25 protein-coding genes and 1 pseudogene are annotated in these 25,683 nt (G+C 69.3%); 6 read left to right on the top strand and 20 right to left on the bottom strand.

Going from position 1 to position 25,683, the window contains the following annotated elements; translation table 11 throughout:
• Positions 1–59 precede the first annotated feature (59 nt).
• The 5 genes from ACH492_RS01965 to ACH492_RS01945 form a co-directional block, all read right to left on the bottom strand.
• On the bottom strand, positions 60–887 hold the full coding sequence (locus ACH492_RS01965; RefSeq protein WP_398981768.1) for an ATP-binding cassette domain-containing protein: 828 nt from the start codon (positions 885–887) through the stop codon (positions 60–62).
• Positions 884–1,945: an ABC transporter permease gene (locus tag ACH492_RS01960; protein ID WP_398981766.1), complete on the bottom strand. Its 1,062-nt coding sequence runs from the start codon at positions 1,943–1,945 to the stop codon at positions 884–886. Before ACH492_RS01960 ends, ACH492_RS01965 begins: the two co-directional genes overlap by 4 nt.
• A complete protein-coding gene (locus ACH492_RS01955; protein ID WP_398981764.1) occupies positions 1,942–2,916 on the bottom strand; it encodes a sugar ABC transporter substrate-binding protein in 975 nt (324 codons plus the stop codon). The genes ACH492_RS01960 and ACH492_RS01955 overlap by 4 nt, the downstream gene beginning before the upstream one ends.
• A gap of 167 nt (positions 2,917–3,083) precedes the next feature.
• The gene (locus ACH492_RS01950) at positions 3,084–4,079 is read right to left on the bottom strand and encodes a sugar ABC transporter substrate-binding protein (RefSeq protein ID WP_398981762.1); all 996 of its coding nucleotides are present in this window, start codon (positions 4,077–4,079) and stop codon (positions 3,084–3,086) included.
• A gap of 169 nt (positions 4,080–4,248) precedes the next feature.
• Entirely contained in the window at positions 4,249–4,968 is a 720-nt protein-coding gene (locus tag ACH492_RS01945) for a GntR family transcriptional regulator (protein WP_398983241.1), read from the bottom strand.
• A gap of 154 nt (positions 4,969–5,122) precedes the next feature.
• Between ACH492_RS01945 and ACH492_RS01940 the strand changes: the two genes are divergently transcribed.
• Positions 5,123–6,127 (top strand): Gfo/Idh/MocA family oxidoreductase, encoded by a 1,005-nt coding sequence (locus tag ACH492_RS01940; protein ID WP_398981760.1) that lies wholly within the window; start codon positions 5,123–5,125, stop codon positions 6,125–6,127.
• A gap of 14 nt (positions 6,128–6,141) precedes the next feature.
• Here the strand turns inward: ACH492_RS01940 and ACH492_RS01935 are convergent, their stop codons facing one another.
• From ACH492_RS01935 to ACH492_RS01900, 8 genes and pseudogenes are all read right to left on the bottom strand, one after another.
• Entirely contained in the window at positions 6,142–6,558 is a 417-nt protein-coding gene (locus tag ACH492_RS01935; RefSeq protein ID WP_398983239.1) for a PaaI family thioesterase, read from the bottom strand.
• Positions 6,559–6,632: 74 nt separating this feature from the next.
• Positions 6,633–7,811, bottom strand: coding sequence for a cytochrome P450 (locus ACH492_RS01930; protein ID WP_398981758.1), 1,179 nt, complete (start codon positions 7,809–7,811; stop codon positions 6,633–6,635).
• The gene (locus ACH492_RS01925; RefSeq protein WP_398981756.1) at positions 7,811–8,491 is read right to left on the bottom strand and encodes a response regulator; all 681 of its coding nucleotides are present in this window, start codon (positions 8,489–8,491) and stop codon (positions 7,811–7,813) included. Before ACH492_RS01925 ends, ACH492_RS01930 begins: the two co-directional genes overlap by 1 nt.
• Positions 8,488–8,679: pseudogene (locus ACH492_RS01920) on the bottom strand (sensor histidine kinase); the annotation flags it as partial. The pseudogene ACH492_RS01920 and the gene ACH492_RS01925, both read right to left, overlap by 4 nt.
• 63 nt (positions 8,680–8,742) lie before the next feature.
• Positions 8,743–9,366: an NAD(P)-dependent oxidoreductase gene (locus ACH492_RS01915; protein ID WP_398981754.1), complete on the bottom strand. Its 624-nt coding sequence runs from the start codon at positions 9,364–9,366 to the stop codon at positions 8,743–8,745.
• 24 nt (positions 9,367–9,390) lie between these two features.
• The gene (locus ACH492_RS01910) at positions 9,391–9,756 is read right to left on the bottom strand and encodes a hypothetical protein (RefSeq protein ID WP_398981752.1); all 366 of its coding nucleotides are present in this window, start codon (positions 9,754–9,756) and stop codon (positions 9,391–9,393) included.
• 137 nt (positions 9,757–9,893) lie between these two features.
• Complete coding sequence (locus ACH492_RS01905) at positions 9,894–10,280, bottom strand: hypothetical protein (RefSeq protein ID WP_398981750.1); 387 nt, start codon at positions 10,278–10,280, stop codon at positions 9,894–9,896.
• A 64-nt stretch (positions 10,281–10,344) separates the two neighbouring features.
• Positions 10,345–10,971, bottom strand: a complete 627-nt coding sequence (locus ACH492_RS01900) for a dihydrofolate reductase family protein (protein ID WP_398981748.1) — start codon at positions 10,969–10,971, stop codon at positions 10,345–10,347.
• A 208-nt stretch (positions 10,972–11,179) separates the two neighbouring features.
• Between ACH492_RS01900 and ACH492_RS01895 the strand changes: the two genes are divergently transcribed.
• Entirely contained in the window at positions 11,180–11,908 is a 729-nt protein-coding gene (locus ACH492_RS01895; protein ID WP_398981746.1) for a 3-oxoacyl-ACP reductase family protein, read from the top strand.
• A 520-nt stretch (positions 11,909–12,428) separates the two neighbouring features.
• Here ACH492_RS01895 and alc read toward each other — a convergent pair.
• Together alc and allB are read right to left on the bottom strand one after the other, a co-directional pair.
• Positions 12,429–13,544 carry an allantoicase gene (gene alc / locus ACH492_RS01890; protein WP_398983236.1) on the bottom strand — a complete coding sequence of 372 codons (1,116 nt, stop codon included), beginning with the start codon at positions 13,542–13,544 and terminating at the stop codon, positions 12,429–12,431.
• Positions 13,544–14,887, bottom strand: a complete 1,344-nt coding sequence (allB, locus tag ACH492_RS01885) for an allantoinase AllB (RefSeq protein ID WP_398981744.1) — start codon at positions 14,885–14,887, stop codon at positions 13,544–13,546. The genes alc and allB overlap by 1 nt, the downstream gene beginning before the upstream one ends.
• Before the next feature lie 337 nt (positions 14,888–15,224).
• On the opposite strand from allB, the gene ACH492_RS01880 reads away from it, so the two are divergent.
• On the top strand, positions 15,225–16,025 hold the full coding sequence (locus ACH492_RS01880; RefSeq protein WP_398981742.1) for an IclR family transcriptional regulator: 801 nt from the start codon (positions 15,225–15,227) through the stop codon (positions 16,023–16,025).
• A 62-nt stretch (positions 16,026–16,087) separates the two neighbouring features.
• Here the strand turns inward: ACH492_RS01880 and ACH492_RS01875 are convergent, their stop codons facing one another.
• The gene (locus ACH492_RS01875) at positions 16,088–16,678 is read right to left on the bottom strand and encodes a TetR/AcrR family transcriptional regulator (RefSeq protein WP_398981740.1); all 591 of its coding nucleotides are present in this window, start codon (positions 16,676–16,678) and stop codon (positions 16,088–16,090) included.
• A gap of 91 nt (positions 16,679–16,769) precedes the next feature.
• Here ACH492_RS01875 and ACH492_RS01870 point away from each other — a divergent pair, with 91 nt between their 5' ends.
• Positions 16,770–17,189, top strand: a complete 420-nt coding sequence (locus ACH492_RS01870; RefSeq protein ID WP_398981738.1) for a DUF1348 family protein — start codon at positions 16,770–16,772, stop codon at positions 17,187–17,189.
• A 244-nt stretch (positions 17,190–17,433) separates the two neighbouring features.
• On the opposite strand, the gene ACH492_RS01865 is transcribed toward ACH492_RS01870, so the two are convergent.
• Both ACH492_RS01865 and ACH492_RS01860 read right to left on the bottom strand, forming a co-directional pair.
• Positions 17,434–17,757: a DUF5955 family protein gene (locus ACH492_RS01865; RefSeq protein WP_398981736.1), complete on the bottom strand. Its 324-nt coding sequence runs from the start codon at positions 17,755–17,757 to the stop codon at positions 17,434–17,436.
• 121 nt (positions 17,758–17,878) lie between these two features.
• Positions 17,879–19,777, bottom strand: a complete 1,899-nt coding sequence (locus ACH492_RS01860) for a protein kinase (RefSeq protein ID WP_398981734.1) — start codon at positions 19,775–19,777, stop codon at positions 17,879–17,881.
• 165 nt (positions 19,778–19,942) lie between these two features.
• Here ACH492_RS01860 and ACH492_RS01855 point away from each other — a divergent pair, with 165 nt between their 5' ends.
• Positions 19,943–20,560 carry an NTP transferase domain-containing protein gene (locus ACH492_RS01855; protein ID WP_398981732.1) on the top strand — a complete coding sequence of 206 codons (618 nt, stop codon included), beginning with the start codon at positions 19,943–19,945 and terminating at the stop codon, positions 20,558–20,560.
• Positions 20,561–20,774: 214 nt separating this feature from the next.
• The gene (gene aceB, locus ACH492_RS01850) at positions 20,775–22,397 is read left to right on the top strand and encodes a malate synthase A (RefSeq protein WP_398981730.1); all 1,623 of its coding nucleotides are present in this window, start codon (positions 20,775–20,777) and stop codon (positions 22,395–22,397) included.
• Positions 22,398–22,789: 392 nt separating this feature from the next.
• Here the strand turns inward: aceB and ACH492_RS01845 are convergent, their stop codons facing one another.
• Both ACH492_RS01845 and ACH492_RS01840 read right to left on the bottom strand, forming a co-directional pair.
• Entirely contained in the window at positions 22,790–23,977 is a 1,188-nt protein-coding gene (locus ACH492_RS01845) for a hypothetical protein (RefSeq protein ID WP_398981728.1), read from the bottom strand.
• 296 nt (positions 23,978–24,273) lie between these two features.
• Positions 24,274–25,518, bottom strand: coding sequence for a hypothetical protein (locus ACH492_RS01840; RefSeq protein WP_398981726.1), 1,245 nt, complete (start codon positions 25,516–25,518; stop codon positions 24,274–24,276).
• Positions 25,519–25,683 lie beyond the last annotated feature (165 nt).

Below are 25,683 nucleotides of genomic sequence, written 5' to 3'. Positions count from 1 at the left end.
CGATCAAGCCCGTCCGGCGTTTGAGGACCGGGGATCCGGGGGCGGAGCCCCGGCAGGCACTAAGCCGCGGGCGGCTCGTCCTTCACCGGATGACCGCCCAGATGCGTCGGCGTCGGCGCACGCTCCAGCTCGTGGCGCAGGTCCTCCAGCTCGCTGCCGCCCGCCATCTGGCGGGTGAGCTCGTCCAGGGTGACCGAGTCCTTGGTGTGGCTGCCCGACATGGTGCCGCGCTTGAGCAGTACGAAGCGGTCGCCGACCAGATATGCGTGGTGGGGGTTGTGGGTGATCAGCACCACGCCCAGTCCCGCGTCGCGTGCCGCTGCCACATACTTCAGCACCACGCCCGACTGCTTCACGCCGAGCGCGGCCGTCGGTTCGTCCAGCACCAGGACCTTCGCGCCGAAGTAGACGGCCCGGGCGATCGCCACGCACTGGCGCTCACCGCCCGACAGCGTCCCGATCGGCTGGTCGACATCGCGCAGGTCGATGCCCATGCGCAGCAGTTCGGACCGGGTGGTCTGGCGCATCAGCTCGACATCGAGACGCTTGAAGGGACCGACACCCTTCGTCGGCTCGGAGCCGAGGAAGAAGTTCCGCCAGACCGGCATCAGCGGTACGACGGCGAGGTCCTGGTAGACCGTGGCGATACCCCGGTCCAGCGCCTCGCGCGGGTTGGCGAGGCTTGTCTGCTCGCCCTCGATGAGGAAGGTGCCCGCGTCGTGCCGGTGCAGACCCGCGATGATCTTGATCAGGGTGGACTTGCCCGCACCGTTGTCGCCGAGGACGCAGGAGATCTGCCCGGCGTGGACCTCGAGCGAGACGCCTTCCAGGGCACGGATGTTGCCGTAGTACTTACTGACGTTGTCCAGCTCGACGAGGGCCGTCATTTGCTTGCCTCCGCACGCTTGCGGACCCATGCGTTGAGCAGGGTAGCCAGAAGGAGCATCGCTCCGAGGAAGAACTTGAACCAGTCCGGGTTCCACTCCGCGTACACGATGCCCTTGCTGGTCATGCCGAAGATGAACGCACCGACTGCCGAGCCGATCGCGGAACCGTAGCCGCCGGTGATCAGACAGCCGCCGATGACGGCCGCGATGATGTACGTCAGCTCATTGCCGACGCCCTCGCCGGACTGCACCACGTCGAACGAGAACAGCAGATGCTGGCCGGAGACCCAGGCGGCGAAGGCGACGCCCATATACAGGCCGATCTTGGTCTTGTTGACCGGGACGCCGACCGCGCGAGCCGCGTCGGCCCCGCCGCCGACCGCGAAGATCCAGTTACCGAAGCGGGTACGCAGCAGGATCCAGGTGGCCAGCGCGACCAGTGCGAACCACCACAGGATGGTCACCTTCAGCGTGACGTCGCCGAGGGTGAGCTGGGAGGCGAAGAGCTTCTTCGCCGAGGCGAAGCCCTCCATGTCGCCGATGGACTTGGTCGAGACCGTGCCGCTGATCAGCTTGGTGAAGCCGAGGTTGAGGCCGGTCAGCATCAGAAACGTACCGAGCGTGATGATGAAGCTGGGAAGTTTCGTACGGGTCAGCATGAAGCCGTTGAAGACCCCGACCGCGAGCGTCACCAGCAGCGAGACGAAGATGCCGGCCCAGACGTTCGCCGTCATCTGGTAGCTGAACATCGCGGAGATCAGCGCGGAGCTGGTCACCAGGACGCCGGCCGAGAGGTCGAACTCGCCGCCGATCATCAGCAGCGCGACCGGGACGGCCATGATGCCGAGGGTCGACGCCGCGTACAGGACGGTGGAGAGGCTGGACGCCCGCAGGAACGAGTCCGCCACGATCGAGAAGAAGATGAAGACCGCGGCGGCGCCGACGACCGATCCCAGCTCGGGCCGGCCCATCAGCTTGCGCAAGGGCGAGGTGCGTAGCAGCCGCTCGTCGCTCTTGTCGGGCTGCCGGGTGCCGGCAGGTGGTGCGGTCGCACTCATCGGGTCCCCCGCTCTGTGTATTCCTCCAGCTCCGCGGCGTCCGTCTTGGTGATGATCTGCGGTCCGGTGAGGACGGGCCGCCCGCCGCCGAGCACATCGGCGTTGTACTTGTAGAGCCACAGCAGGTCCACGGCCTGATACCCCTGGAGGTACGGCTGTTGGTCCACGGCGAAGCCGAGCGTCCCGGCTTTCAGACCGGCGGCGACCTTGGCGTTCAGATCGAAGGTGTCCACCTCGGCCTTGCTCTCCGCGGTCTTCCTGGCCTGCACAGCGGCGTCCGCGAACGGCGCGCCGAGCGTGACGACGGAGTCGATGGAACGGTCCGACTGGAGCTTCGCCTCGATGGACGCCTGAACGTCGGGCATGTTGGTGCCGTCGACGTACAGGTTCTGCAGCTCCCCGCCGAACGCCTTCTTCGCGCCGGCGCAGCGCTGCTCATGGCCGACGTTGCCCTGTTCGTGCAGCACGCACAGGGCCTTCTTCCTCCCCCGCTTGTCGAGTTCGTCGCCGACAGCCTCGCCGGCGATCGTCTCGTCCTGGCCGATATGGGTGAGCGCGCCGTACGCCTTGGACTGCTCGGAGCCCGAGTTGACGGTGATCACCGGGATGCCGGCCTTCTCCGCCTCGGCGATGACGCCCTTCATGGCGTCGGGCTTGGCGAGCGTGACGATCAGTCCGTTGACCTTCTTGTCGATGGCCGCCTGGACGAGCTGGGCCTGCTGCTGGCCCTCGTCGCTGTGCGAGTACAGAAAGTTGATGTTGTCCTTGACCGCGGCCTGCTCGGCGCCGCTCTGGACGATGTCCCAGAAGGTGTCGCCGTCGCCCGAGTGGGTGACCATGGCGAAGGTCCAGCGGGGGGTGGTGACGGCGGACTTGCCGGCCGCGGCCTGGGCCTTACGGGCGTCCTCCGCGCGCTTGCCGCCCGTGCTGCTGCATCCCGCGAGGGAGGCTCCGACTACCGCTGCCAGCACCGCGCCGAGCGCGCGTACCCCTGTCCTTGCCCCAGCCACGACGCCGTGCCCTTCTTGCCGTACTCGCTGTACTTCTCGGTGCGGCCGGGAGTCGTCACGACTCTCCCCGGCCGCCCAAGTATGTGTCACAGCAGGTCGGCGGGTGGGCATCGGGTACGCCGGGTACGTCATCGGGTGCCGTCGGCGGTCAGCTTCTCCAGCGCCGGCACGTCCTTCTCGGTGACGAGGGCCGGGCCGGTGAGGATCGGCTTGCCGCCACCGATCACATTGCCGTTGGTCTTGTTGAGCCAGAGCTCGTCGATGGCGAGGTAGCCCTGGAGGTAGGGCTGCTGGTCCACGGCGAAGCCGATCTCGCCGGCCTTGAGCTGCTTGACCACCTCGGCGTTGAGGTCGAAGGTGTTGACCTCGGCGCTGGAGCCCGCGCCCTCCTTGGCCTTGACGGAGGCTGCGGCGAAGGGTGCGCCGAGCGTGACGACGGCGTCGATGTCCTTGGCGCTCTGCAGCTTCGCCTCGATGGATGAGGTGGAGGCGGGCATGTTGGTGCCCTCCACGTTGAGGTTCTCGACGGTGCCCTTGAAGGTCTTCTTCACACCGGCGCAGCGGGCTTCGAGCGAGACATTGCCCTGCTCGTGGATGACGCAGATGGCCTTCTTCTTGCCGCGCTTGTTGAGCTCCTCGCCGACCGCCTCGCCGGCCACCGTCTCGTCCTGACCGATGTGGCTGAGTGCGCCGACCTCTTTGGAGAACTCGGCGCCGGAGTTGATCGTGACGACGGGTATGCCGGCCGCGACGGCCTTCTTGACGACGTCCTTGACGGCTTCAGGCTTGGCGAGGGTGACGATGATGCCGTTGACCTTCTGGTCGATGTAGGTCTGGATGAGCTGGGCCTGTTCCTTGCCTTCCTTGTTGGCGGCGTAGAGGAACTCGACGTTGTCCTTGCGGGCCGCGACCTTGGCGCCGCTCTGGACGATGTCCCAGAAGGTGTCGCCCTCGCCGGAGTGCGTCACCATCGCGATCTTCAGCCGTTGGGTGGTGGCGGGCTCGCCGCCGCCGCCTTTGGAGGGGCTGTCCTTCGCCTCCTTGCCGCCGGAACTGCTGCATCCGGCGACGACGACCAGGGCACATGCGGCGAGCAGCGCTGCTGCCCTGCGGGTGGTACGCATGGTGGATCCGCCTTCTCTCCCGGCCGCCCGGTTGCGGCTGGGTGAGTTTTTACGGCGGTCGCGGGACCCAGTCAAGACTTTGTCCGAACATTCTTACGCGAACGACATTCTTACGTGACCCTACGGCGCGGCGGACGGGGTCACGGCCGGGCTACGGCCGGGGCTACGGCTACGGCCGGACGAGCAGCTGGAACTCGAAGGCGTAGCGCGAGGCGCGATAGATGTGCGAGCCGAACTCGACCGCGCGGCCGGTGTCGTCGAAAGTGGTGCGCTCCATCGTCAGCACCGGAGCGCCGGTCGCCTCGGTGAGCAGTTCGGCCTCCATGGCGGTGGCGGCCCGCGCCCCTACAGACTGGCGGGCGCTGTGCAGAGTGATCCCCGCGGCCCGCATCATCCGGTACAGGCCGGTGGCCTCAAGACGTTCGGTGTCGCAGTCGAAGAGGCCCGCGGGCAGATGGTTGCGCAGCCTGGCCATCGGCTCGCCATGGGCGTACCGCAGCCGTTCGACGAGCTGGACGTCGCTGCCCTCCGCCACACCAAGGGCGGCCGCGACCTCCGCGCTCGCAGGCTCGATGGCGTTGCGCAGCACGATGGTGGCCGGGCGCTGGCCGGCCGCCTCGAGATCGTCGTACAGGCTGCTGAGCTCCAGCGGGCGCTTGACCTGGCTGTGCACGACCTGGGTGCCGACGCCGCGGCGGCGGACCAGCAGGCCCTTGTCGACGAGGGACTGGATGGCCTGGCGGACGGTCGGTCGGGACAGGCCGAGCCTTCCCGCCAGCTCGATCTCGTTGCCGAGCAGGCTGCCGGGGGTGAGGGTCCCTCTCTCGATGGCCGCTTCCAGCTGTTGCGACAGCTGGAAGTAGAGCGGGACCGGGCTGGTGCGGTCCACGCTCAGCTGGAGAGACAGAGACGGGTCCGTCACGTGTCTGGGCTGCTTGGGCACGGAGCGAGAGTAGTCGCAGGGAATGTTGACGGGAAGTCGTGAAGTTCGGTTGTCAGGACAAAGTCTTGACAGAGAGGCGGCCCCCCGCCACCTTTGGGCCATGCGCATCGGACTCATCGGAACGGGACGTATCGGCACCTTTCACGCGGGCGTGCTCAGCCGCCACCGGGAGGTGGGTTCGCTGGTCGTGGCGGACGCCGACCCGGCACGGGCGACCCAGGTCGCCGAGCGCACGGGGTCCACGGCCGCACCCAGCGCGGACGAGATCTTCGCCTGGGGCGTGGACGCCGTGGTGATCGCCTCCGCCACCGCCGCCCACGCAGAACTCATCGCCCGAGCCGCCCGCGCCGGGCTCCCCGCCTTCTGCGAGAAGCCGATCGCCCTGGATCTGCCGGGCACGCTCGCCGCGCTGCGCGAGGTCGAGTCGGCGGGCACCTTGCTCCAGCTGGGCTTCATGCGCCGTTTCGACGCCGGGTACACCGCGGCCCGTGAGCTGGTGCGCTCGGGGCGGCTCGGCCGGCTGCACACCGTACGAGCGATCACCTCCGACCCGGCCCCGCCGCCTGCCGCGTATCTGCCGCTCTCCGGCGGCCTGTACCGGGACTGCATGGTCCATGACTTCGACATCCTGCGCTGGGTGACCGGGCGCGAGGTGGTCGAGGTGTACGCGACCGGCTCGGACGCGGGCCCGGCGATGTTCCGCGACGCGGGCGACGTCGACACGGCGGCGGCGCTGCTCACGCTGGACGACGGCACGCTGGCCACGGCGACGGCCACCCGGTGCAACGGCGCGGGTTACGACGTTCGGATGGAACTCGCGGGCGAACTCGACCAGGTCGCGGTCGGCCTGGACGACCGTACGCCGATCACCTCGACCGAGCCGCAGGGCCCGCCGCCGGCCACCAAGCCATGGCCCGGGTTCCTGGAGCGGTTCGCCCCCGCGTACGAGGCGGAGCTGGACACCTTCGTCCGGGTGGTGCAGGGCGAGGCCGAGAACCCCTGCGACGGGCGCGAGGCGCTGACGGCGCTGCGGATCGCGGAGGCGTGCGAGCTGTCCCGGCGGGAGCACCGGCCGGTGCGGCTGGCTGAGATCCCGGCGGACTGACTCCCGGAGCGTTCTCAGGACTGTTGCGCGGACGGCGCTGACGGCGCTGACAGTACGGTGCCCTGCGCGACAGCGCAGAGCGTCTCGTCGCCGTCGGCGTTCACGGTGAAGAGATCGCACCGTACGACGGCCTGACGGCGGCCGCTGTGCACGACGGACGCCCGGGCCACCAGTGACACGCCGGTGGCCGGGCGGATGTACTGGACGGAGAACCCGCCGGTCAGCACGGCGGGACCAAGTGTCGTACCGGCGGCGAAGGTGATCGAGTTGTCGGCGGCGTACGCGATCACTCCCCCGTGCAAATAGCCGTTCTGCTGGCTCAGTTCTTCCCGGACGTCGACTTCGAGCACGGCCTGTCCATTACCGAACGCGGTGATCCGCGCCCCCAGCAGACGGCTGAACGGCTGGCTGTCGAGGACCTTCTGGGCCATCGCGAGGTCAAGTCCCGGCACGGTGCGGCTCCTTGGACGATCGGTGAAAGGGGTCAGCGGGGTCGCGGTCGGGGCTACCAGCTCACCGGGAGCCTGCGCACGCCGCGCATCAGCAGCCCCGGCAGCCAGTCGAGCGGGCCCTCGGAAGGGTCGAGTGCGAGATCCGGGCAGCGTTCCAGGAGGGTGCGGACCGCGATCCGGGCCTCCATGCGGGCCAGGGGCGCGCCCAGGCAGAAGTGGATGCCGTGCCCGAAGGCGAGATGGCCACGGGTGTCCCGGTGGATGTCGAAGCTGTCCGGGGCCGGGTAGCGGGACGGGTCGCGATTGCCCGCGGCCAGACCGACCAGCACCGTCGCTCCGGCCGGGATCACCCGGTCGCCCACGGGGACCGGCTCGGCGGCGAAGCGGGTGGTGGCATTCTCCACCGGGCCGTCGTAGCGGAGCATCTCCTCAACCGCTCCGTCCAGCAGCCCGAAGTCCGCGCGCAGATCTGCCAGTTGGGCTGGGTGGGTGAGCAGGGCCCGTACCCCGTTGGAGATCAGATTGACGGTCGTCTCATGGCCGGCGATCAGCAGCAGATAGGCGAGTGCGCGCAGTTCGGCGGCCGAGAGCCGGTCGTCGTCCTCCGCGCGGGTGCGGATGAGGGCGGAGAGCAGATCGTCGGTGGGACCGGCGCAGCGCTTGTCCTCGATCAGCTCGTCCAGGTACGCGGCCAGTCCACGGATGGCGTCCTCCTCGGCCCCCGCTCCGGTCGGGGCCACGACCTCGTTGGACCACTTGCGGAACGCGTCGCGGTCGGCGGCCGGGACTCCGAGCAGCTCGCAGATGACGGTGATCGGCAGCGGGAAGGCCAGAGCGTCCACCAGATCGCCGTGCCCGGCCGGCAGCATCTCGTCGAGCAGCTCGTCGGTGATCTGCTGGATGCGCGGACGCAGGCCCTCCACCCGCCGCCCGGTGAATTCGCGGGCCACGAGCTTGCGCAGCCTGGTATGGTCGGGCGGGTCCAGGACCAGAAGATTCGGGCCGACGACCTGTTCGTCGAGCATCATCGTGCCGACCGTGGCAGGCGATTTGGACAGCCGCGGGTCGGCGAGCGCGGTCCGCGCCTCCTCATGACCGACGATCAGCCAGAACTGCTCGCCGCCCGCCATGCGCACCTCGTGGACGGGCCCCGACTCGCGCAGTCGCGCATAGTACGGATACGGGTTCGCGGTGAAGTCCGCTCCGTACTCCCCCAGATCGACAGTCGTCATCACCCCAGCCTACGTGGGCCCTCCTCGTCGAGCAGGCCCGCGTCATGCGCCAACAGAGCGATCTGGACACGGTTGTTGAGGTCCAGTTTGGCCAGGATGCGGGAGACATGGGCCTTCACGGTCGGCACGCTCATATAGAGGGTCGCGGCGATCTCTGCGTTGGACTGGCCATGGCCTACCGCGACGGCCACCTCCCGTTCGCGTTCGGCGAGGGAGGCGAGACGGCGCGCCGCCTCACTCCGGCGCGTCTCGGGGGCGCGGTCTGCGACGTGCGTCATCAACTGGCGGGTGACGGCCGGGGACAGCACCGGGTCGCCCGCCGCGACGCGCCGTACCGCGGCGACGATGTCGGCGGGCGGGGTGTCCTTCAGTACGAACCCGGCGGCGCCCGCGCGCAGCGCCCGCAGCACCTGTTCGTCGGCGTGGAAGGTGGTGAGGACGACGATCTCGGGGGCGTCGGGGCGGCGGCGCAACGTCTCGGTGGCGGTGAGGCCGTCCATCGTCGGCATCCGGATGTCCATCAGGACCACGTCGGGCGCGAGTTCGTCGACGAGCGCCGCGACCTCGGAGCCGTCGGTTCCCTCTCCCACGGTCTCGAGACCGTCGGCGCCGCCGAGCATGAGGGCGAGTCCCGCGCGTACGAGAGGGTCGTCATCGACGACGAGCAGCCGGATAGTCATGCGGTCCACGGTAGCCAGGCCCGGACGCGGAACCCGCCGTCGCCCGTCGCTCCGTGCTCCAGCCGCCCGCCCGCGAGCGTGGCTCGTTCGGTCAGGCCGATCAGCCCTTGGCCGGAGCCGGGGGCCTTCTCGACCTCGCCGATCGGGGCGGGGTTGTCGACGTCGACGGTCAGGCCGCTTCCCCAGGCGCAAACATCGTGCCCGGCGGCTCTGTTCCGGTCTCAACTGGTTCCAACGTGTTTCAACTGGATTCAACGCGTGAGGATGGCGATGCGGCGGGACCAGGTCGAGTCGTTGAGCTGCGAGAGCATGAAGTGGGCGACGTCCGCCCGGCTGATGCGGGGCATGCCCTTGAAGTCGAAACGCTCACCGACGCGGTAGGCGCCGGTGAAGGGCTGGTTGGTCAGCGTCACCGGGTAGACGAGGGTCACGTCGAGGGCGCTGGCGAGGAGCTTGCGGTCCGCCTGCTCCTTGTCGGCGAAGAGCTTCCTGAGCATCGTGCGGTAGAAGATCCGCTGCGGCAGCGAGGCTTGCGCGTAGGTCCGGCCGACGCCGAAGGCGGAGAGGAAGATCAGGCGGCCGACTCCCGCTTCATGCAGGGCGGGGATGATCGCGTCCACGGTCCGGCCGACGATGTCGGACGTCAGGCTCTTCCCCGACCCCATAGTGCTCAGTACCGCGTCCTGGCCCACGGCGGCCTTGGCGACCCCCTGTTCGTCGGTGACATCACCGACGCGCACGGTCAGCCGGTCGTCGAGCCGGGAAAGCTTTTCCGGACTGCGTACGAGCGCGGTGACGTGATGGCCCTCGTCGACGGCCTGGGCGGCCACCTGCAGGCCGGTGGGCCCGGTCGCGCCGAGAAGCAGGAGTTTCATGCCGGACTCCCGAACGGGTACAGGTCAACCCATCTGCGCTTTGACGTGATCGACCACGTCGTTGAACTCCTTGGTCGGTGAGAAGTCGATGTACTCACAGTCCTCGAGCGCTTCCGGGACATGACCCGGCGGCCAGTAGAAGGCCTGTCCTGCTTCGTAGATCTCGTCGCCGTGCTGCGTCCGCATCTTCAGCCGCCCCTTGAACAGGTAACCCCAGTGGGGGCAGGGACAAAGATCCTCGGGCATGCCCTTCATCGCCGGCCCCATGTCCGCGCCCTGGGGAAACCGCACAAAGGCGACGGTCATGTCTCCCCCCACGTCCTGCATCCGCAGCTCCACACCGCCTCCTTCAATCGCGATGGGAGTGTCGTTCCGCGTCGTCGCCGTCATGGCTGCGCTCCTCCCTCTCCGGCTTCTTCTCCTTCTCCGGCCTCTCCGGCATCTCCGGCATCACCGGTTTGCTGGACCCCGGGAATGCTCCCTCTCCTCCAGCCTGTGCCCGACGGCTGCGGTGCGCGACATCTGGGTCACTTCCGGTCGGCGACCTCGTTGAGCCGGGCGACCTCCGCAGCGTGCTCGCTCATGCGGTTGCTGACGCTGCCCCCCGTATAGAGCGCGGCCCCGACGACGGAGACGGGCACGGACAGCCCGATCACCCCGAGGAGTTCGGGCCAGTCCCGCTCCGCCGTGCACTCCGAGCCGTTCCCGGCCCCCCTGTTGGCGGTGGCCTGGTCCGTGAAGAGCCGCGCCTCGCACTCCGAGTCGCCGTACTTGCCCTCGATCTCGTACGGCATGAGCAGCAGTACGGCGAACCACACCCACAGCAGCGCGGCGACCGAGAGCAGACCGAAGCCCCAGCTCTGGGCCCGCTTGGCACGCTCGCGGAACTCTATGTCGTACGTCAGTGATCGCATGGCGCACGAACCTAGCAAGCGGTCCGGGCGGCCGCGCGGCCGCCCAGCAGCACCGGCTTGAGTGCTACAAGCCTTCGTTGAGCTCGTACGTGCCGTACTGGGGACGGCCCTCCAGCTCGTACGTGTGGATGGCCACGCCGCTGCCCGTGGTGCGCGATGCGGCATGCCGGAACGCGGTGGGAACCGCGCCGTCCGCAAAGAATCGACGGCCCTTTCCCAGCACGACGGGGAAGACGAGCAGATTGAGCGTGTCGATCAGGTCGTGCTTCATAAGGGATTGGGCAAGGCCGCCGCTGCCGTGGATCTGCAGCTCCCCATCCGTGCGCTCCTTGATCGCGGCGACCTCCTTGACGAGGTCGCCGCCGATGACGGTGGTGCCCTCCCAGTCGGCCTGGCCGAGCGTGGTCGACGCGACGTACTTCGGCAGGGTGTTGAGCCGCGACGCGACCGGGTCGGCGGGGTCGGTCACCTTGGGCCAGTAGCCGGCGAAGATCTCGTACGTACGGCGGCCGAGCAGGAAGGCGCCGGCCCGGTCGAAGACCTCGGTGATGAACCGGCCGAAGTCCTCGTCTCCGTACGGTACGGACCAGCCGCCCAGGTCGAAGCCGTCGCTGGGGTCCTCGTTCGGACCGCCGGGGGCCTGCATCACGCCGTCGAGCGTGACAAAAGTGGTGATCGAGAGCTGTGCCATGGCAGTTGCCTGCTTTCGGGAGTGCGGTGTTCCGGTCCATCAGCTCAGACCCTGCCCGGGCCGGGAATTCATCGTCGGCGCCAGCGTTCCGTCGGCCGGGCAGTGGGCGGAGTGTGACACGCGGATTCAACGTCCGTTTGCCGCCAGACCGGAGGAGGCGGGGCCGCTTTCCTTGAAGTCGTAACCACTACTGACATAAGGGGAACGGATGTCCAGGACTGCTTTGGTGACCGGTGGCAGCCGCGGCATAGGGGCGGCGATCGCGCTGCAGCTGGCACAGGAGGGCGTCGATGTGGCGATCACCTATGTGCGGGACGAGGAGGCCGCCCAGGATGTGGTCCGCAAGATCGAGGCGGCGGGGCGGCGGGGCCTCGCGCTGCGCTCCGACGCTGCGGACGCGGAGGCGGCCCGCTCGGTCGTCGGCCAGGTCGTGGACCGGTTCGGAGGCATCGACATCCTGGTCAACAACGCGGGCGTCGGGCGGCTCGGTCCGATCGAAAGCCTCGCGCCGGCCGATGTGGACGAGGTGCTCGACGTGAATGTGCGGGCGGTGTTCCTCGTCTCGCAGGCGGCGGCAGCGCGGATGGGGCGCGGCGGGCGGATCGTCTCGATCGGCAGCTGCATGACGAAGTACGTACCGGGCCCGGGCGGCACGCTGTACGCGATGAGCAAGGCCGCGCTGACGGGCCTGACCAAGGCGCTGGCCCGGGAGCTGGGCAGCCGCGGAATCACGGCGAACCTGGTCCACCCGGGCCCGATCGACACGGCCATGAACCCGGCGGACGGCCCGTACGCCGAGCCACAGAAGGCGGGGACGGCGCTGGGCCGCTTCGGCAGCGCCTCCGAAGTCGCATCCATGGTGGCGTACTTGGCGAGCGACGGGGCGGCGTATGTGACGGGCGCGGAACTGTCGGTGGACGGCGGCCACGCGGCGTAACGCCTGCGGCGGGCCTGTTCCCCGACCCTCCCCCTACGCCCTGGCGGGCGTGGGGGCTTGCCCCCACTTCCGGTAACTGGGGGCAAGCCCCCAGACCCCCCGTAGGCCCTTCGGGCGTTGTCCTCAATCTCCCCCAGACTTCGTCCGGGGGGACCCCCAACGGGCTTGATTTCCGCCGGTCGGCCTGAAGTCTCAGGCCGACCGGCGGAACTTCGAGTCCGCCCGGGCGAAAATCAAGGCCCGCCCGGCGATTGAGGCGCGGGGCCCGGGGCGGAGCCCCCGTCATTCAGCCCCGCCCGGCGATTGAGGCGCCGGGCCCGGAACAGAGCCCCAAATCGAGCCCCGCCGACGATTGAGACGCCAGGCCCGGAACAAAGCCCCAATCCAGCCCCGCCGACGATTGAGACGCGGGGTCTGGGGCGGAGCCCCAAATCCAGCCCCGTCGGCGTTTGAGGCGCGGAGTCTGGGGCGGAGCCCCAGTTCAGGGGAACGGGCGGGGTGGGGGAAAGCACCCCCCGGGTCAGCCGCCCAGCTCCTGGTGACGCGCCGCCAGGCGACCCGCCCCCTCCTCCGTCAGAGAACCAAGGACCCGCAGCCGCGAAATGCCACCATCCGGATAGATGTCCACCCTGACATGCGTCCCCACCGCCGCCGCGCCCAGCACAAAGCGATGATTCGTGTCCGGCTGCAGACGCGTCCGCGGCAGAATCTCCGCCCACTCCCCCTCCTCACCATCGCGGAGCGAAACCGCCGCCCACCCCGCGCTGTTGCCCTTCAGATACGCCGTATCGATCTCCACCGCGCGGATCTCGGACTGCTCCACCAGCTGGTAGCGGATCCAGTCGTTGCCCTTGTCCCGGCGACGGCGGGTCTCCCAGCCGTCGTCCATCTTGCGGGAGCGGCCCGGCTGGATGGTGTTGGTGGCCGGAGAGTAGAAGCGGTCGGAGGCGTCCTCGACCTGGCCGCCGTTCTCCAGCGCGACGAGGTCGAACGTACCGAGGGCGGCGAGCCACGCCGGGTCGGGCGCGACCTCGCCGTAGACCCGCAGGCGGGCGATGCCGCCGTCGGGGTGCTGGTTGACGCGCAGATGCGTGAAGCGCTGCTCGACGTCGACCGCGAAGCCGTTCGCCGCGTGGCCGCCGATGGCCGTACGGGGAACGAGCGTCGTCCACTTCGCGTCGCCGCCGAGCAGGTCCTCGGGCGACGGGGACCCCGGCACCGACGCCGCCTCGACCGACACCGCCTGCGGGTAGTTGCCGCGGAAGTGCGCGGTGTCGACGACGATGCCGCGTACGACACCGGGCGCGCCCAGCCGTACGAGCGCCCAGTCGTGGTCGTCCTCGGTCGGGTGCGGCTGCGCGGCGCTCACACCGCGGCGGCGGCGGGTCTCCCAGCCGTCCATGATCTTGCCCTTGTGGCCGAAGTGCTCCGGGTCGAACTCCGCGGCCTCGGGCTTCAGCATGTTCTCGCGCTCGGCGAAGAACTCGTCGTTGGCGGCGATGACGCCCGCGCCGAGCCGCCGGTCGGCGAGGTCGGCGTAGTGGACGAACGGAAAGTCGGCCGTGCGGTAGTCGGCGTACGGGTCGCCGCCGCCGAACGGGCTGGCGTCACCGGTGAAGGAAGGGATGGACACGATCAGTTGTTCCTTTCGAGCAGCCGGCCGGTCGGCTCGGCCAGGGTGCCGTTCTCCACGATGCGTTCGCCGCGCAGCCACGTCGACCTGACGACTCCGTGCAGGGTCTTGCCCGCATACGCCGTCACCTGGTTGCGGTGGTGGAGTTCGGCCGGGTCGACGGTGAAGGTCTCGTCGGGCGCGAGGACCGCGAAGTCGGCGTCGCGGCCGGCTTCGATGGCGCCCTTCTGGTCCAGTCCGGCGAGCTGCGCGGGGGCCGCGGACATCCAGCGGACGACGTCTTCGAGGGTGTGGCCGCGCTTGCGGGCCTCGGTCCAGATCGCGGGCAGGCCCAGCTGGAGGGAGGAGATGCCGCCCCAGGCGGAGGCGAAGTCGGGGGTTTTCAGGTCGGTGGTGCAGGGCGAATGGTCGGAGACGATGCAGTCGATGGTGCCGTCGGCGAGGCCCTCCCAGAGGGCGTCCTGGTTCTCGGCCTCGCGGATCGGCGGGCAGCACTTGAACTCCGTTGCCCCGTCCGGGACTTCCTCTGCCGTGAGGGTGAGGAAGTGCGGACATGACTCAACAGTGATCTCGACGCCCTCGCGCTTGGCGGCCGCGATCAGCGGCAGCGCGTCGGAGGAGGACAGATGCAGTACGTGCACACGGGCGCCCCGGCGCCTGGCGTGCGCGATCAGGCCTTCGATCGCGGTGTTCTCGGCGTCGCGCGGCCGGGACGCGAGGAAGTCGGCGTACTTCGGTCCTGGCTCCTGGGGCGCCGCGGCCAGGTGGTGCGGGTCCTCGGCGTGCACGATCAGCAGTCCGCCGAAGCCGGCGATCTCGGCCATCGACCGGGCGAGCTGGTCCTGGTCGAGCTCGGGGAACTCCTCGACGCCGGACGGCGAGAGGAAACACTTGAAGCCGAAGACTCCGGCGTCGTACAACGGCCGAAGGTCCTTCACATTGGACGGGATCGCGCCGCCCCAGAAGCCGGTGTCGACGTGCGCCTTGGGCCGCGCCACGTCCTGTTTGGTACGGAGGTTGCCGACCGTGGTGGTCGGCGGGAGGGAGTTGAGGGGCATGTCGAGCAGAGTGGTGATGCCCCCGGCCGCGGCCGCGCGGGTGGCGGTCCAAAAGCCCTCCCACTCGGTGCGACCGGGGTCGTTCACATGGACATGAGTGTCGACGAGTCCGGGGAGCACGACATCGTCCCCGAAGTCCTCGAGCCGGGCACCGGCCGGCACCTCGGCGTCGTACGGCAGCACCGCCGTGATCTTCCCGGCGGCGACGGCGACGGATGCGGCGCGCGTCCCCTCCGGGGTGATCACGCGCGTCGAGCGCAGTACCAGGTTCACGTCCACATCGGACACCCGTGCCCCTCACTTCCGTTCCGTACCCGGATTCACACAGCAAAATTCAACGAACTGTTGAAGAAGTCTTCACTCCGGAGTCCAGCCCGTCAAGACCCCTCCCGGGCGGCCACCCCTGACGATCCCGTTTGGACATTTCCACAACGTGAAACTGGAATTTCGTGAGGCAGAAGGTAGCTTTGGACAAGGAGGCCGTCGAGAGATCGTCGAAGGTGACCGCCGACACACGGACAAACGCCTCCTGACCGGCAAAGACGCCTTTGACGGGAGCGATGTGCCGCCCGCAGCCGCCCGGTAGGCTGCTGACCTGCCTGCCTGCCCGAAAGGACCCGCCCACGTGCCGACGTCCAGCGCCAGCGCCACCGACGCCGCCAAGACCGCTCCCAGCGGTGGCGTGCAGTCCCTGGAGCGCGCCTTCGACCTGCTCGAAAGAATGGCCGACGCCGGTGGCGAGGTCGGGCTGAGCGAGCTCTCTGCCAGCAGCGGCCTGCCGCTGCCCACGATCCACCGGCTGATGCGCACGCTCGTGGTCTGCGGTTACGTACGCCAGCAGCCCAATCGCCGCTATGCGCTCGGCCCCCGGCTGATCCGCCTGGGCGAGTCCGCGTCCCGGCTGCTCGGCACCTGGGCCCGGCCCTACCTCGCCCGACTGGTCGAGGAGACCGGCGAGACGGCGAACATGGCGCTGCTCGACGGCGACGAGATCGTGTACGTCGCGCAGGTGCCGTCCAAGCACTCCATGCGGATGTTCACCGAGGTCGGCCGGCGGGTGCTGCCGCACTCCACGGGCGTGGGCAAGGCGCTGCTCGCACACACCCCGCCGGACGAGGTGCGGGCACTGCTCGCCAGGACCGGCATGCCCGCCGCCACCGAGAAGACGATCACGACGCCCGAGGGCTTCCTCGATGCGCTCGAACAGGTGCGGCGCACCGGCTACGCGGTGGACGACAACGAGCAGGAGATCGGGGTTCGCTGCCTCGCCGTCTCGGTGCCCAACTCCCCCACGGCAGCGGCGGTTTCGATCTCGGGCCCGGCGGGCCGGGTCACCGAGGCGGCCACCGAGAAGATCGTCCCGATCCTCCAGGAGGTCGCCCAGGACCTCTCGGCGGCACTGGCGAGCACGTCCGCTCAGGGCTGAACAGCTGACGCCCGAGAACAGCAGACCGCGCCGGCGACTCATGGTCGCCGGCGCAGGTGCGTTCAGACCGTAGCGTCCTGAGCGCCCTGAACGTCCTGCGAGCGATCCGCTTCCAGCAGCGTGCGCGCCGCCTCCCGGGCCCGCCCCGCCGTCGCACTGTTCCCGGAGATCGCGGCCGTCACCGTCGCACCTTCCACGAGCAGCAGGAGCGGCTCCGCCAGCCCGGCGGAGTGGCCCGCCGAAGCCACCAGGCCCGCCAGATACCGCCGCAGCGCATCGACGTGATCGCGGGCCGCGGTCGCGACCCCTTCCGATGTGGCTCCCAGCTCCCCGAAGGAATTGACGAACGCACAGCCACGGAAATCGGGCTCCTCGAACCACGACTCCAGCCAGTCGAAGACCGCAAGGATCTTGTTCTCCTCGGCGGGCCGGGCGTCGACAGAGCTCGCCAGCGATGCCCGCCAGCGCGCGTCGCGTCGGCGCAGATAGGCCTCCACCAGGCGCTCCTTGGAGGGGAAGAGCTGATAGAGGCGCTTGAGTGACACCCCCGACTCGTTCCGGATCTCGTCCATGCCGACGGTCTGCAGTCCCCGCCCGTAGAGGAGCGACTCGGCTGCGTCGAGGACGCGGACCTCCAGTGCTGCGGCTTCCATTCCAACCCTCGCCTTGCGTGAGAATCACCGTTCTCCTACGCTACTGGACACCGGGGAGAACGCACGTTCTCCCGTTGCCGATGGGAGAGTCATGACCGCCACGAGGCCGCCGTTCCCGCCCTTCACCGCCGAGACCGCGCTGCAGAAAGTCAGGGCGGCAGAGGACGCCTGGAACAGCCGGGACCCCGAGCGGGTCGCCCTCGGCTACACCGAGGAGTCCGAGTGGCGCAACCGCGACGTGTTCCTCTGTGGGCGCGCGGAAATCGTGGAGTTCCTGCGTGAGAAGTGGCGGTACGAGCTGGACTACCGTCTGCGCAAGGAGCTGTGGGCCTTCACCGACAACCGCATCGCCGTCCGCTTCGAATACGAGTGGCACAACGACGAGGACAGGTGGTTCCGCAGTTACGGCAACGAGAACTGGGAGTTCGACGAGAACGGACTGATGCGACGCCGGTACGCGAGCATCAACGACTTCCCGATCGGGGCGGACGAACGCCGCATTGCCCTCTGAGCCGGCCCCGGACATGGGCGACCAGCACCGTCGCCGTACCGCCGCGGCTGAGACGGTCCGCTGGGGCGTTGCCCCGGCCCCTGCGCCTCAATCGCCGGCGGAAGTTCAAGCCCGTTGGGGGTCCCCCCGGACGAAGTCTGGGGGAGATTGAGGACACTCCCCCTACGCCCTACGGGCGTGGGGGCCCCAGAAGGGCGTACGGCGTCGAACAGGCCCGCCGAAGACAGCCCGCACCGCCGCCCACTCAAACTCTTCGCCGCGGCGGCACCTCACCGAACAGGTCGACCGCGTCCCGTACCCCCATCAGCGCCGGAGCCAGCGCGCTCACCGAGCCGATCGCGCCCGCGATCAGCAGCAACGAGCGGCGCATCCGCAGGATTTCAGGGTCGCCGCCCGCCACCATCGCCGCCAGCACGGCCAGTTCGTCCTCCGCGATGCCCCGGTCGGGGAACTCCGCCGGGTGACCGGCGAGTTCGCGGCGGAGCCGGGAGACGGCAGCGCGCAGCTCCGTCGCCCTAGGGTCCTCGCCGCTCCCTGTCACCCGCGTCTGCCCCACGCTACGCAACAAAGCTCTCCCCCTCGCACACCTTTGTGCAGGCTCGAAAACCCGTCGGTCGTCGGTCAGCCGCCCGGGGTCGCGGGCAAGTTAACGCCATCCGATGCGGCAGGCGCCACTCCGTGGACGTAATTCAGGACGACGGCTGTACGGAGTCGATCGCACCGCGCCAGACCGTGACATCAACGGTGATGTAGTGGCTGGGATCCCCTTCGGGCGACCTCCCCTGGTAGGTCACCAGGCCCACGTTCCCCGTCTCACTCAGCACACAGAACTTCGCGCCCTTCGACAGGTTCTCGACCTTGAGCCCAGTGGCGAACCGGGTCTCGCTCCGGCAGGTCGCCAGGTCGGCGCTCTGGCCGGTGCGCAGCAGGACCAGCTTCGCGTTCTTGGCATCGATCGAGCCGAGGTAGTACTCGTGCTCGAAGTCGATGGTGTTGGCGCTGTCACCCTCAATCGGCTTGACCGGCTCGTCGCCGAGGCTGATGCCGTAGTCGTCCGTCACGTGGAGGCCGTTGTACGTCTTGGGCGTCGGGTCCGCGACCGGTTCGGCGGGCTTGGAGGACTGGTCGCCGCCCGGGGTGCCGGGGTCCTGGGTGCCGTCCCCGCTCGTGTCCGGCGAGCTGCCGGCCTTGTCGCCCTGCGACTGGTTGCCCTTGTCGTCCTTGTCCGACAGGGCGAGGTACGCGCCGCCGCCGGCCAGCGCACCGATCACCAGGGTGGCGACGACGGCGATGGCGAGGGTGCTGCCCTTCTTCTTAGGCGCGGCGGGTGCGAGGGGCCCGGAGACCGTTTGGTACGGCTGCGGTTGGTACGGCTGCGGGGGCCGGACGTACTGGGGTGCCGTCTGCGCGTGCGGGGTGGCATGCGCATGCGGGTAACCGTAGGTCGGCGACTGGGCCGACGGGCCGAAACCGGGCGGCGGGGTCGCCGGGGCGGACGCCGTCGTGGGCGGCGGAACCGGAGCGGGCGACTGCATCTGGGCCTGGCCGGCGGTCTGGGTGGGCGCGTAGTGGGGCGACTGCTGGACGGGAGCCTGAGCAGCGGCCTGCGTCGGCGGGCGGGCCGGAGGCTGCACCGGAGCAGGGGCCTGCCCGGCGGGCGGCGTCACCGGCGGCGCGGGCGCCGCCGTGCGCGTGGTGATCTCGGCGGCGACGGCGCCCGGCAGCCACTCCTCCGGCCGGCGCAGCACCGTTTCCGCATTGGCGGACTGGCAGATGGCGAGGAGGTCGGCGACCGAAGGCCGGGCCTCGGGGTCCTTCGCCAGGCAGCGGGTCACCAACTCGCTCAGCTGCTCCGGCAGTTCGGTGAGGTCGGGCTCCTCATGCACGATCCGGTAGAGCACGCCGTGCGAGGTGCCTTCACCGAAGGCCGCCCTGCCGGTCGCCGCGTACGCCGCGATCTGGCCGAGCGCGAAGATGTCGGTGGCCGGGGTGACCTGACTGCCGGCCGCCTGCTCCGGCGCCATGAAGGAGGGGGTGCCGATGGTGACGCCGCTGCTGGTGAGCGAAGTCGCGTCGGCGGCCCGGGCGATACCGAAGTCGATGACGCGCGGCCCGTCCGAGGCGAGCAGGACGTTGGCCGGTTTGAGGTCACGGTGGACGATGCCCGCGCCGTGGATGACGTGCAGCGCCTCGGCGATCCCGGCGACCAGCAGCAGCACGGTCTCCACCGGCAGCTTGCCGTGCTGGATGACGGCGTCGGCGAGGGAGGGCCCGGGGACGTAAGCCGTGGCGAGCCAGGGCTGCTTTGCCTCCGGATCGGCGTCGATGACCGGCGCGGTGTACAGGCCCTGCACGCGCTGTGCGGCCTGCACCTCCTGGGCGAACCGGCGGCGGAATTCGGCGTCTTGGGCGAAGTCGGGCCTGATCACCTTGATGGCGATGGGACGGCCGCCGGGCGTGTACGACAGGTACACCTTGCCCATGCCGCCCGCGCCGAGCTTGGCGGCGAGCTTGTATCCGGCGACGTGCTTCGGATCATCTTCGGCCAGAGGCTGGAAGACCGTTCCCTCGTGTGCGCGCCCACTCATCGAACTCTCGTCCCCCATGCCGAACTTCAGTATCGGAGGCACCTTATCCAAGGCTCGCCCCGCTCTCCACGTCGGACGACCAATGGCGCCCGCGCGGTTGCGGAACACGGCCGGCGGGCCGTGAATCGCTCAGCACTTCGACCGGTTATGAGGTAAGGAGTCCTTATGGCACACCCACTCCCCCACCCATCGAAGGAACCGGTCGTCGCCGGACTGCTGCTCGCGGCGGGCGGCGGGCGACGGCTCGGCGGGCGCCCGAAGGCGCTGCTCCGGCACCGGGGCCGGCCGCTGGTCGAACACGCGGTGCGCGTGCTGCGCGCGGGCGGCTGCGGACCCGTGCATGTGGTGCTGGGCGCCGCGGCCGATCGCGTACGGAAGGAGGCCGACCTCTCCGGTTGCGTACTGGTCGACAACCCGGAGTGGGAGGAGGGCATGGGCTCCTCGCTTCGAGCGGGTCTGGAGTCGCTCGACACCACGGAGGCGGACGCGGCGCTCGTCTCTCTCGTGGACCAGCCGGGGATCGGCCCGGCGGCGGTGGCCCGCATCCGCGCCGCGTACCGCTCCCGGGATTCGCTCGCGGCCGCGGCGTACGAAGGAGAGCGCGGCCATCCGGTCCTGTTCGGCGCGCACTGCTGGAAGGACATCGCGGCGAGCGCGGTCGGCGACCGCGGCGCACGCGCGTATCTGAAGGCGCACGAGTCCTCGCTCGCGCTGATCGAGTGCGGCGACATCGCAGAGGCGTACGACATCGACACGGCAGAAGATCTGACGCACCTTGAGTAAACGGCGTGGCACTCAGCGCCATGGTCTGTCGACTCAGAGAATCTCGATATCAACAAGACATTGAACTTCCACCATGAGAAAACTACTATCCACTGGTCAGAAGCGCCCGACCCCAGACGGCGCCCGCGACCGCACCTCGGTCATGCGGCACCGAGTGCCGCATCTGTACGCCCGGCGGCCGCCAGGCACCGCCCGCTGAAGGAAGTGACAGCTCATGTCCGCACCAGCGCCGTCCCCGCTGGCCATCGTCGAAGCCGAGCCCCTGCCCCGGCAGGAAGAGGTCCTCACAGACGCGGCCCTCGCCTTCGTGGCTGAGCTGCACCAGCGGTTCACGCCGCGGCGCGACGCGCTTCTCGCCCGTCGCTCCGAGCGCCGCGCCGAGATCGCCCGTACCTCCTCCCTGGACTTCCTCCCGGAGACCGCGGCAATCCGTACGGACGACTCCTGGAAGGTCGCACCGGCCCCCGCGGCACTCAACGACCGCCGGGTGGAGATCACCGGTCCGACCGACCGCAAGATGACCATCAACGCGCTGAACTCCGGCGCGAAGATCTGGCTCGCAGACTTTGAGGACGCGTCCGCTCCCACGTGGGAGAACGTCGTCCTCGGCCAGCTCAATCTGATCGACGCCTACGAGCGGAAGATCGACTTCACCGATCCGAAGTCCGGGAAGTCGTACGCCCTGGGGCCGAACGAGGAACTCGCGACCGTCGTGATGCGCCCGCGCGGCTGGCACCTCGAGGAGCGCCACCTCCAGTTCGACGGCCGCCCGGTCCCGGGCGCGCTGGTCGACTTCGGCCTGTACTTCTTCCACAACGCCAAGCGCCTGATCGACCTCGGCAAGGGCCCGTACTTCTACCTCCCGAAGACGGAGTCGCACCTGGAGGCCCGCCTCTGGAACGACGTCTTCGTCTTTGCCCAGGACTACGTCGGCATCCCACAGGGCACCGTCCGCGCGACCGTCCTCATCGAGACGATCACCGCCGCGTACGAGATGGAGGAGATCCTCTACGAGCTCCGCGACCACGCGGCCGGCCTCAACGCGGGCCGCTGGGACTACCTCTTCTCGATCGTCAAGAACTTCCGTGACGGCGGCGAGAAGTTCGTGCTCCCGGACCGCAACGCGGTGACGATGACAGCCCCCTTCATGCGCGCGTACACCGAACTCCTGGTCCGTACGTGCCACAAGCGCGGCGCCCACGCGATCGGCGGCATGGCCGCCTTCATCCCGTCCCGGCGCGACGCCGAGGTCAACAAGGTCGCCTTCGAAAAGGTCAAGGCCGACAAGGACCGCGAGGCGGGCGACGGCTTCGACGGCTCCTGGGTCGCCCACCCGGACCTGGTGCCGATCGCGATGGCCTCCTTCGACGCGGTGCTGGGCTCCAAGCCGAACCAGAAGGACCGCCTGCGCGAGGACGTCTCGGTGGCGGCCGGCGACCTCATCGCCATCGACTCACTCCACGCCAGGCCGACGTACGAGGGCCTGCGCAACGCCGTCCAGGTCGGCATCCGCTACATCGAGGCGTGGCTGCGCGGGCTGGGCGCGGTCGCGATCTTCAACCTCATGGAGGACGCCGCCACCGCGGAGATCTCCCGCTCCCAGATCTGGCAGTGGATCAACGCCGGCGTCGTCTTCGAGAACGGCGAGCCGGCCACCGCGGACCTGGCTCGCAAGGTCGCGGCGGAGGAACTGGCCGCGATCCGCGAGGAGATCGGCGATGAGGCATTCGCGGCGGGCAACTGGCAGCAGGCGCACGACCTGCTGCTGAAGGTGGCGCTGGACGAGAACTACGAGGACTTCCTGACGCTGTCGGCATACGAGCAACTGCGCGGCTGACCAAGCTGGTTCACTCGCACCGCCCCCGGTACCGCACAGCGCCGGGGGCGTCGTGCTGCCGCGAACTGCGCACGCAGCGCCTCTCCGGGACTCCGCCGCTTCGACCAGGCAGGCGCGGCAAGACTTCGCTGAGACGCGATCAAGGTTCGGTCAGACGGGGCGCCTGTTGTTCTGTCTCGGTGCGTGTTTTCTATCCTCAACGCCGCAGGTCCAAGGCGTTTCGGCAACAGAGATTCCGGACGGCGTTACACACACAGACGGGCGGTCGTGCCGGAAAGGCCGGTGATCGCGGGTATCCCCGTCTCGGCTCGGGTGCCATCAACTACCAGTCCAGCACACTGGCCTTGCAACAAGAGGCCTGTGATCACTGCCTGAGGTTGAGAAACAGCCTGTCACACCGGCATCGCGTACACATGGCGGTTCCCCACGTACTCGCCGAGCCCCCACACCCACCCGCCCCTTCCGGGACGGTCCTCATAGCTCAGGTCTTCCGGCCCACGTGGTACGCGCCACTTCGTCACGGCTGTCCCGACGCCCTCGCGATTGAGCGCCACGGCACTGAAGTACCCCTCGTTGGCCCCGTCGCTGACGGAAAGGTACAGCGTGTTGCCGATGGCGACCGCTCCCTGAATTCCCGTGCCGCCGGGCAGGCCGCTCCCCCGCTCGACCCGGTAGACCGACGATGACTGAGCTCTCGTGCGGTCGGACAGCAGCAGCGACCCGCTGCCGTAGGCGAAGCTCCACCGGCCCACAAGCTGGGGTTTTTTGTCCGGCACCCACTCGTTCACGATGAGCGTGGCTCGCCGGAACGGCCCCTGGAGCGAGGTGCGGTCCACCGAGACCTGCGAGAACTTGAGCCTGGCCTTCGAGTCGTCGTCCGCTTGGTAGGTGCGGCTCAAGGGCATCGCGTAGGGGGTGGCGCCGCCGAACTTGAACAGCTCATCGGTGTTGAACACCAGGAGCGCGCCGTTCTTGCTGTCCGTGACGTACAGCCGGTTCCGGTACCACGCCAGGCCTCCGGCATGCAGGCCGCTGATCGGCTCGGCGGCGTACCCAGAGCCCGACTTAACGGCCTTCACCAGCGCCACGTAGTGGTACCGCGGATCGCTGCCGCTGCGGTCGATGACGGCTATGCGAGCGCCGTTGTCCGCCGATGACTGGTCGTACCAGGAGACCATCATGCGCTTGCGATTGCGGCCCATCGCGTCGTAATAGGTCGTCACGCCTTGGGGATGCCACTTGCCCTTCGTGTTGGCGTCCGGGTCGTTCGGAGACCAGCCGAAGGCGAAGGCGGGTTCGGGTGAGCGGGCCGGCCACGACGGAACCTCGGCCGGACTCAGCTTCGTGACCCCCCACGCCCGCGCCAGCGAAATCTCCGCAGCGTCGTACTTGCCGAACCTTCGTGTGAGCCACCGGATTCCCTGCACATGGGCGCCGGTCTCAGCCGGGTCGTACTCCAGGATGAGCGGGGACTCCGCCTGAGCGGCCATCGCCGACTCCGGCACCAGTAGCCCGCCCGCCGCCGCCACGACCGGCGCCGCCGCCATTCCCCGCAGGATCGCTCTCCGTGTTGTGTCCATGGCGAAGTACCGTAAGTCCGGAATCCCCCCTTCCCCCCGGTCCGACGTTGTCCCGGACAGTCCCGGACACGTTCCGGACACGTTCCGGGCACCCACACCGGCCCCCGTACGAGGATCCATGGTGGACCCGCACCGTTCGATCCCGGTGCGTGCTCCCAGGGGCGCGAGGGCACGGTCCAGGCGCCCCACCCCTTGCACGTGAGGGCTGTCTCGGTCAACTCTGGCCGTTTGGCCAGCCATTGCTGCGCAGATTCGCTGTCCCTCCAGAAGCAGCACGGGACGGCGGCAGCGGCGTCCTACGAAGCTGAGCGTGGCTGGACCGGGTCGGTCATCCGGTGCATGAGGTCGACGGGCAGCGCCGGGTTCTGGGCTGCGTCGCCCGCGGTGTCCGTGTCCCGCAGCAGCCGGACCAGTACCCGCGCGGGCAGCCGGGGGTGCCTGGCCGCCGCATCGCGCACCCGCTCCTGCGGGTCGTCGAGCAGCCGCACCGCGGAGGCGGCCGACAGGCGAGGGTCGGTGGCGGCCCGCAACCGCACCTCCACATCCGTGTCCCGACTGAAACGCTCCACCAGGTCGGCTGTGGATTCCGAGTCGTCGAGGGCCAGTTGCCGCATCCGTGGGTGCGGGTCATCGGCGTACCGCAGGAGGTCGCGGCGCGGGAAGTTCGGGTGCGTGCGCGGTCGTCCGGGGTAGCTGAGGCTGCCGTTCCACCATCGCCACACCTCCAGGAGCATGTCGCCAGGGGCGTCGCCGCAGGATTCGGCAAGGAAGAGGCGTACGACCAGCCCGGTCCACTGCTCGGCCGTCATGTCCGGCTGGGCCTCCGCGAACCGTCCGCGTACGTTCCACTCCGGGTGGACGACAGCGGCATCGACCACCGCAGACGGCAGCTTGCGCCAGAGAAAGTGCGACGACCGGCCCAGCAGCCGCCGCAGTACGTCCTCGGGCGCCGCCGGGTTGAACCCCAGGCCGTCCGCCCACACTTGGCGCAGCCGCTCTGTCGGCCCGGGCCCCAGGGACAGCGAACTCCAAGCGGCCTCCCGCTCTTCCGCGGTCTCTCGCGCCGTCGCCTTCGCGGCCTCTTCCATCCGCTCCTTGACCCGGTCCACGGCGATGAGCCAGACCTCGTACTCCTCAGTCGTCGCCCCCAGCAGCGTGTCCCCGTCCGTCGAGACCGCGACGAACTCCGGCTGCCCGGATCGCTCGCCCAGCACGCCCGCGAGGTCCCACTCCTTGGCGAGCCGTACCCGCGTCCATTGCTTGGGCGCGCTGCCAGTCCGGGTGCCTGCGACATCGATCAGGAACACACCGTCCTCGCCGGTGATCCCGTACTCGACCGCGAGCCGGTGCCATTGCGCGTTGAGCTCGGCGACCAGGCCCGGCCGGTCTCTCCGTACGGCCACGGTCGGCTCGGCTCCGTACGTCACGACCGGCCTCCAGGCGGCCCGGGGCGGCAGTACGTCCTCGGTTCGCCAGTCCCCCATGATTTCCAGCCCGGCACGCTGCAGCAGCTCCGTGGGCTCGACTCTCCCACCCGTCATGGGAGCCCATCCTGCCCGAGCCCGGTATCGCTACTTCGGGCGCCTGTGCTCCGCACGGTCTCGGCGCCTCGGGTTCGTCACGGCAGGTACGAGAGTGGTCGGTGAGAATTACGCGGTATTCAATGCGAGTTCCGCCCATACGTTCTTGCCGGGGGTGCCGACACG

It is taken from the genome of Streptomyces sp. NPDC019443 (assembly GCF_044389785.1).
Lineage (GTDB): Bacteria > Actinomycetota > Actinomycetes > Streptomycetales > Streptomycetaceae > Streptomyces.
Note: the sequence above shows the minus strand (reverse complement) of the source record. Positions and strands in the feature narration are given on the sequence as shown.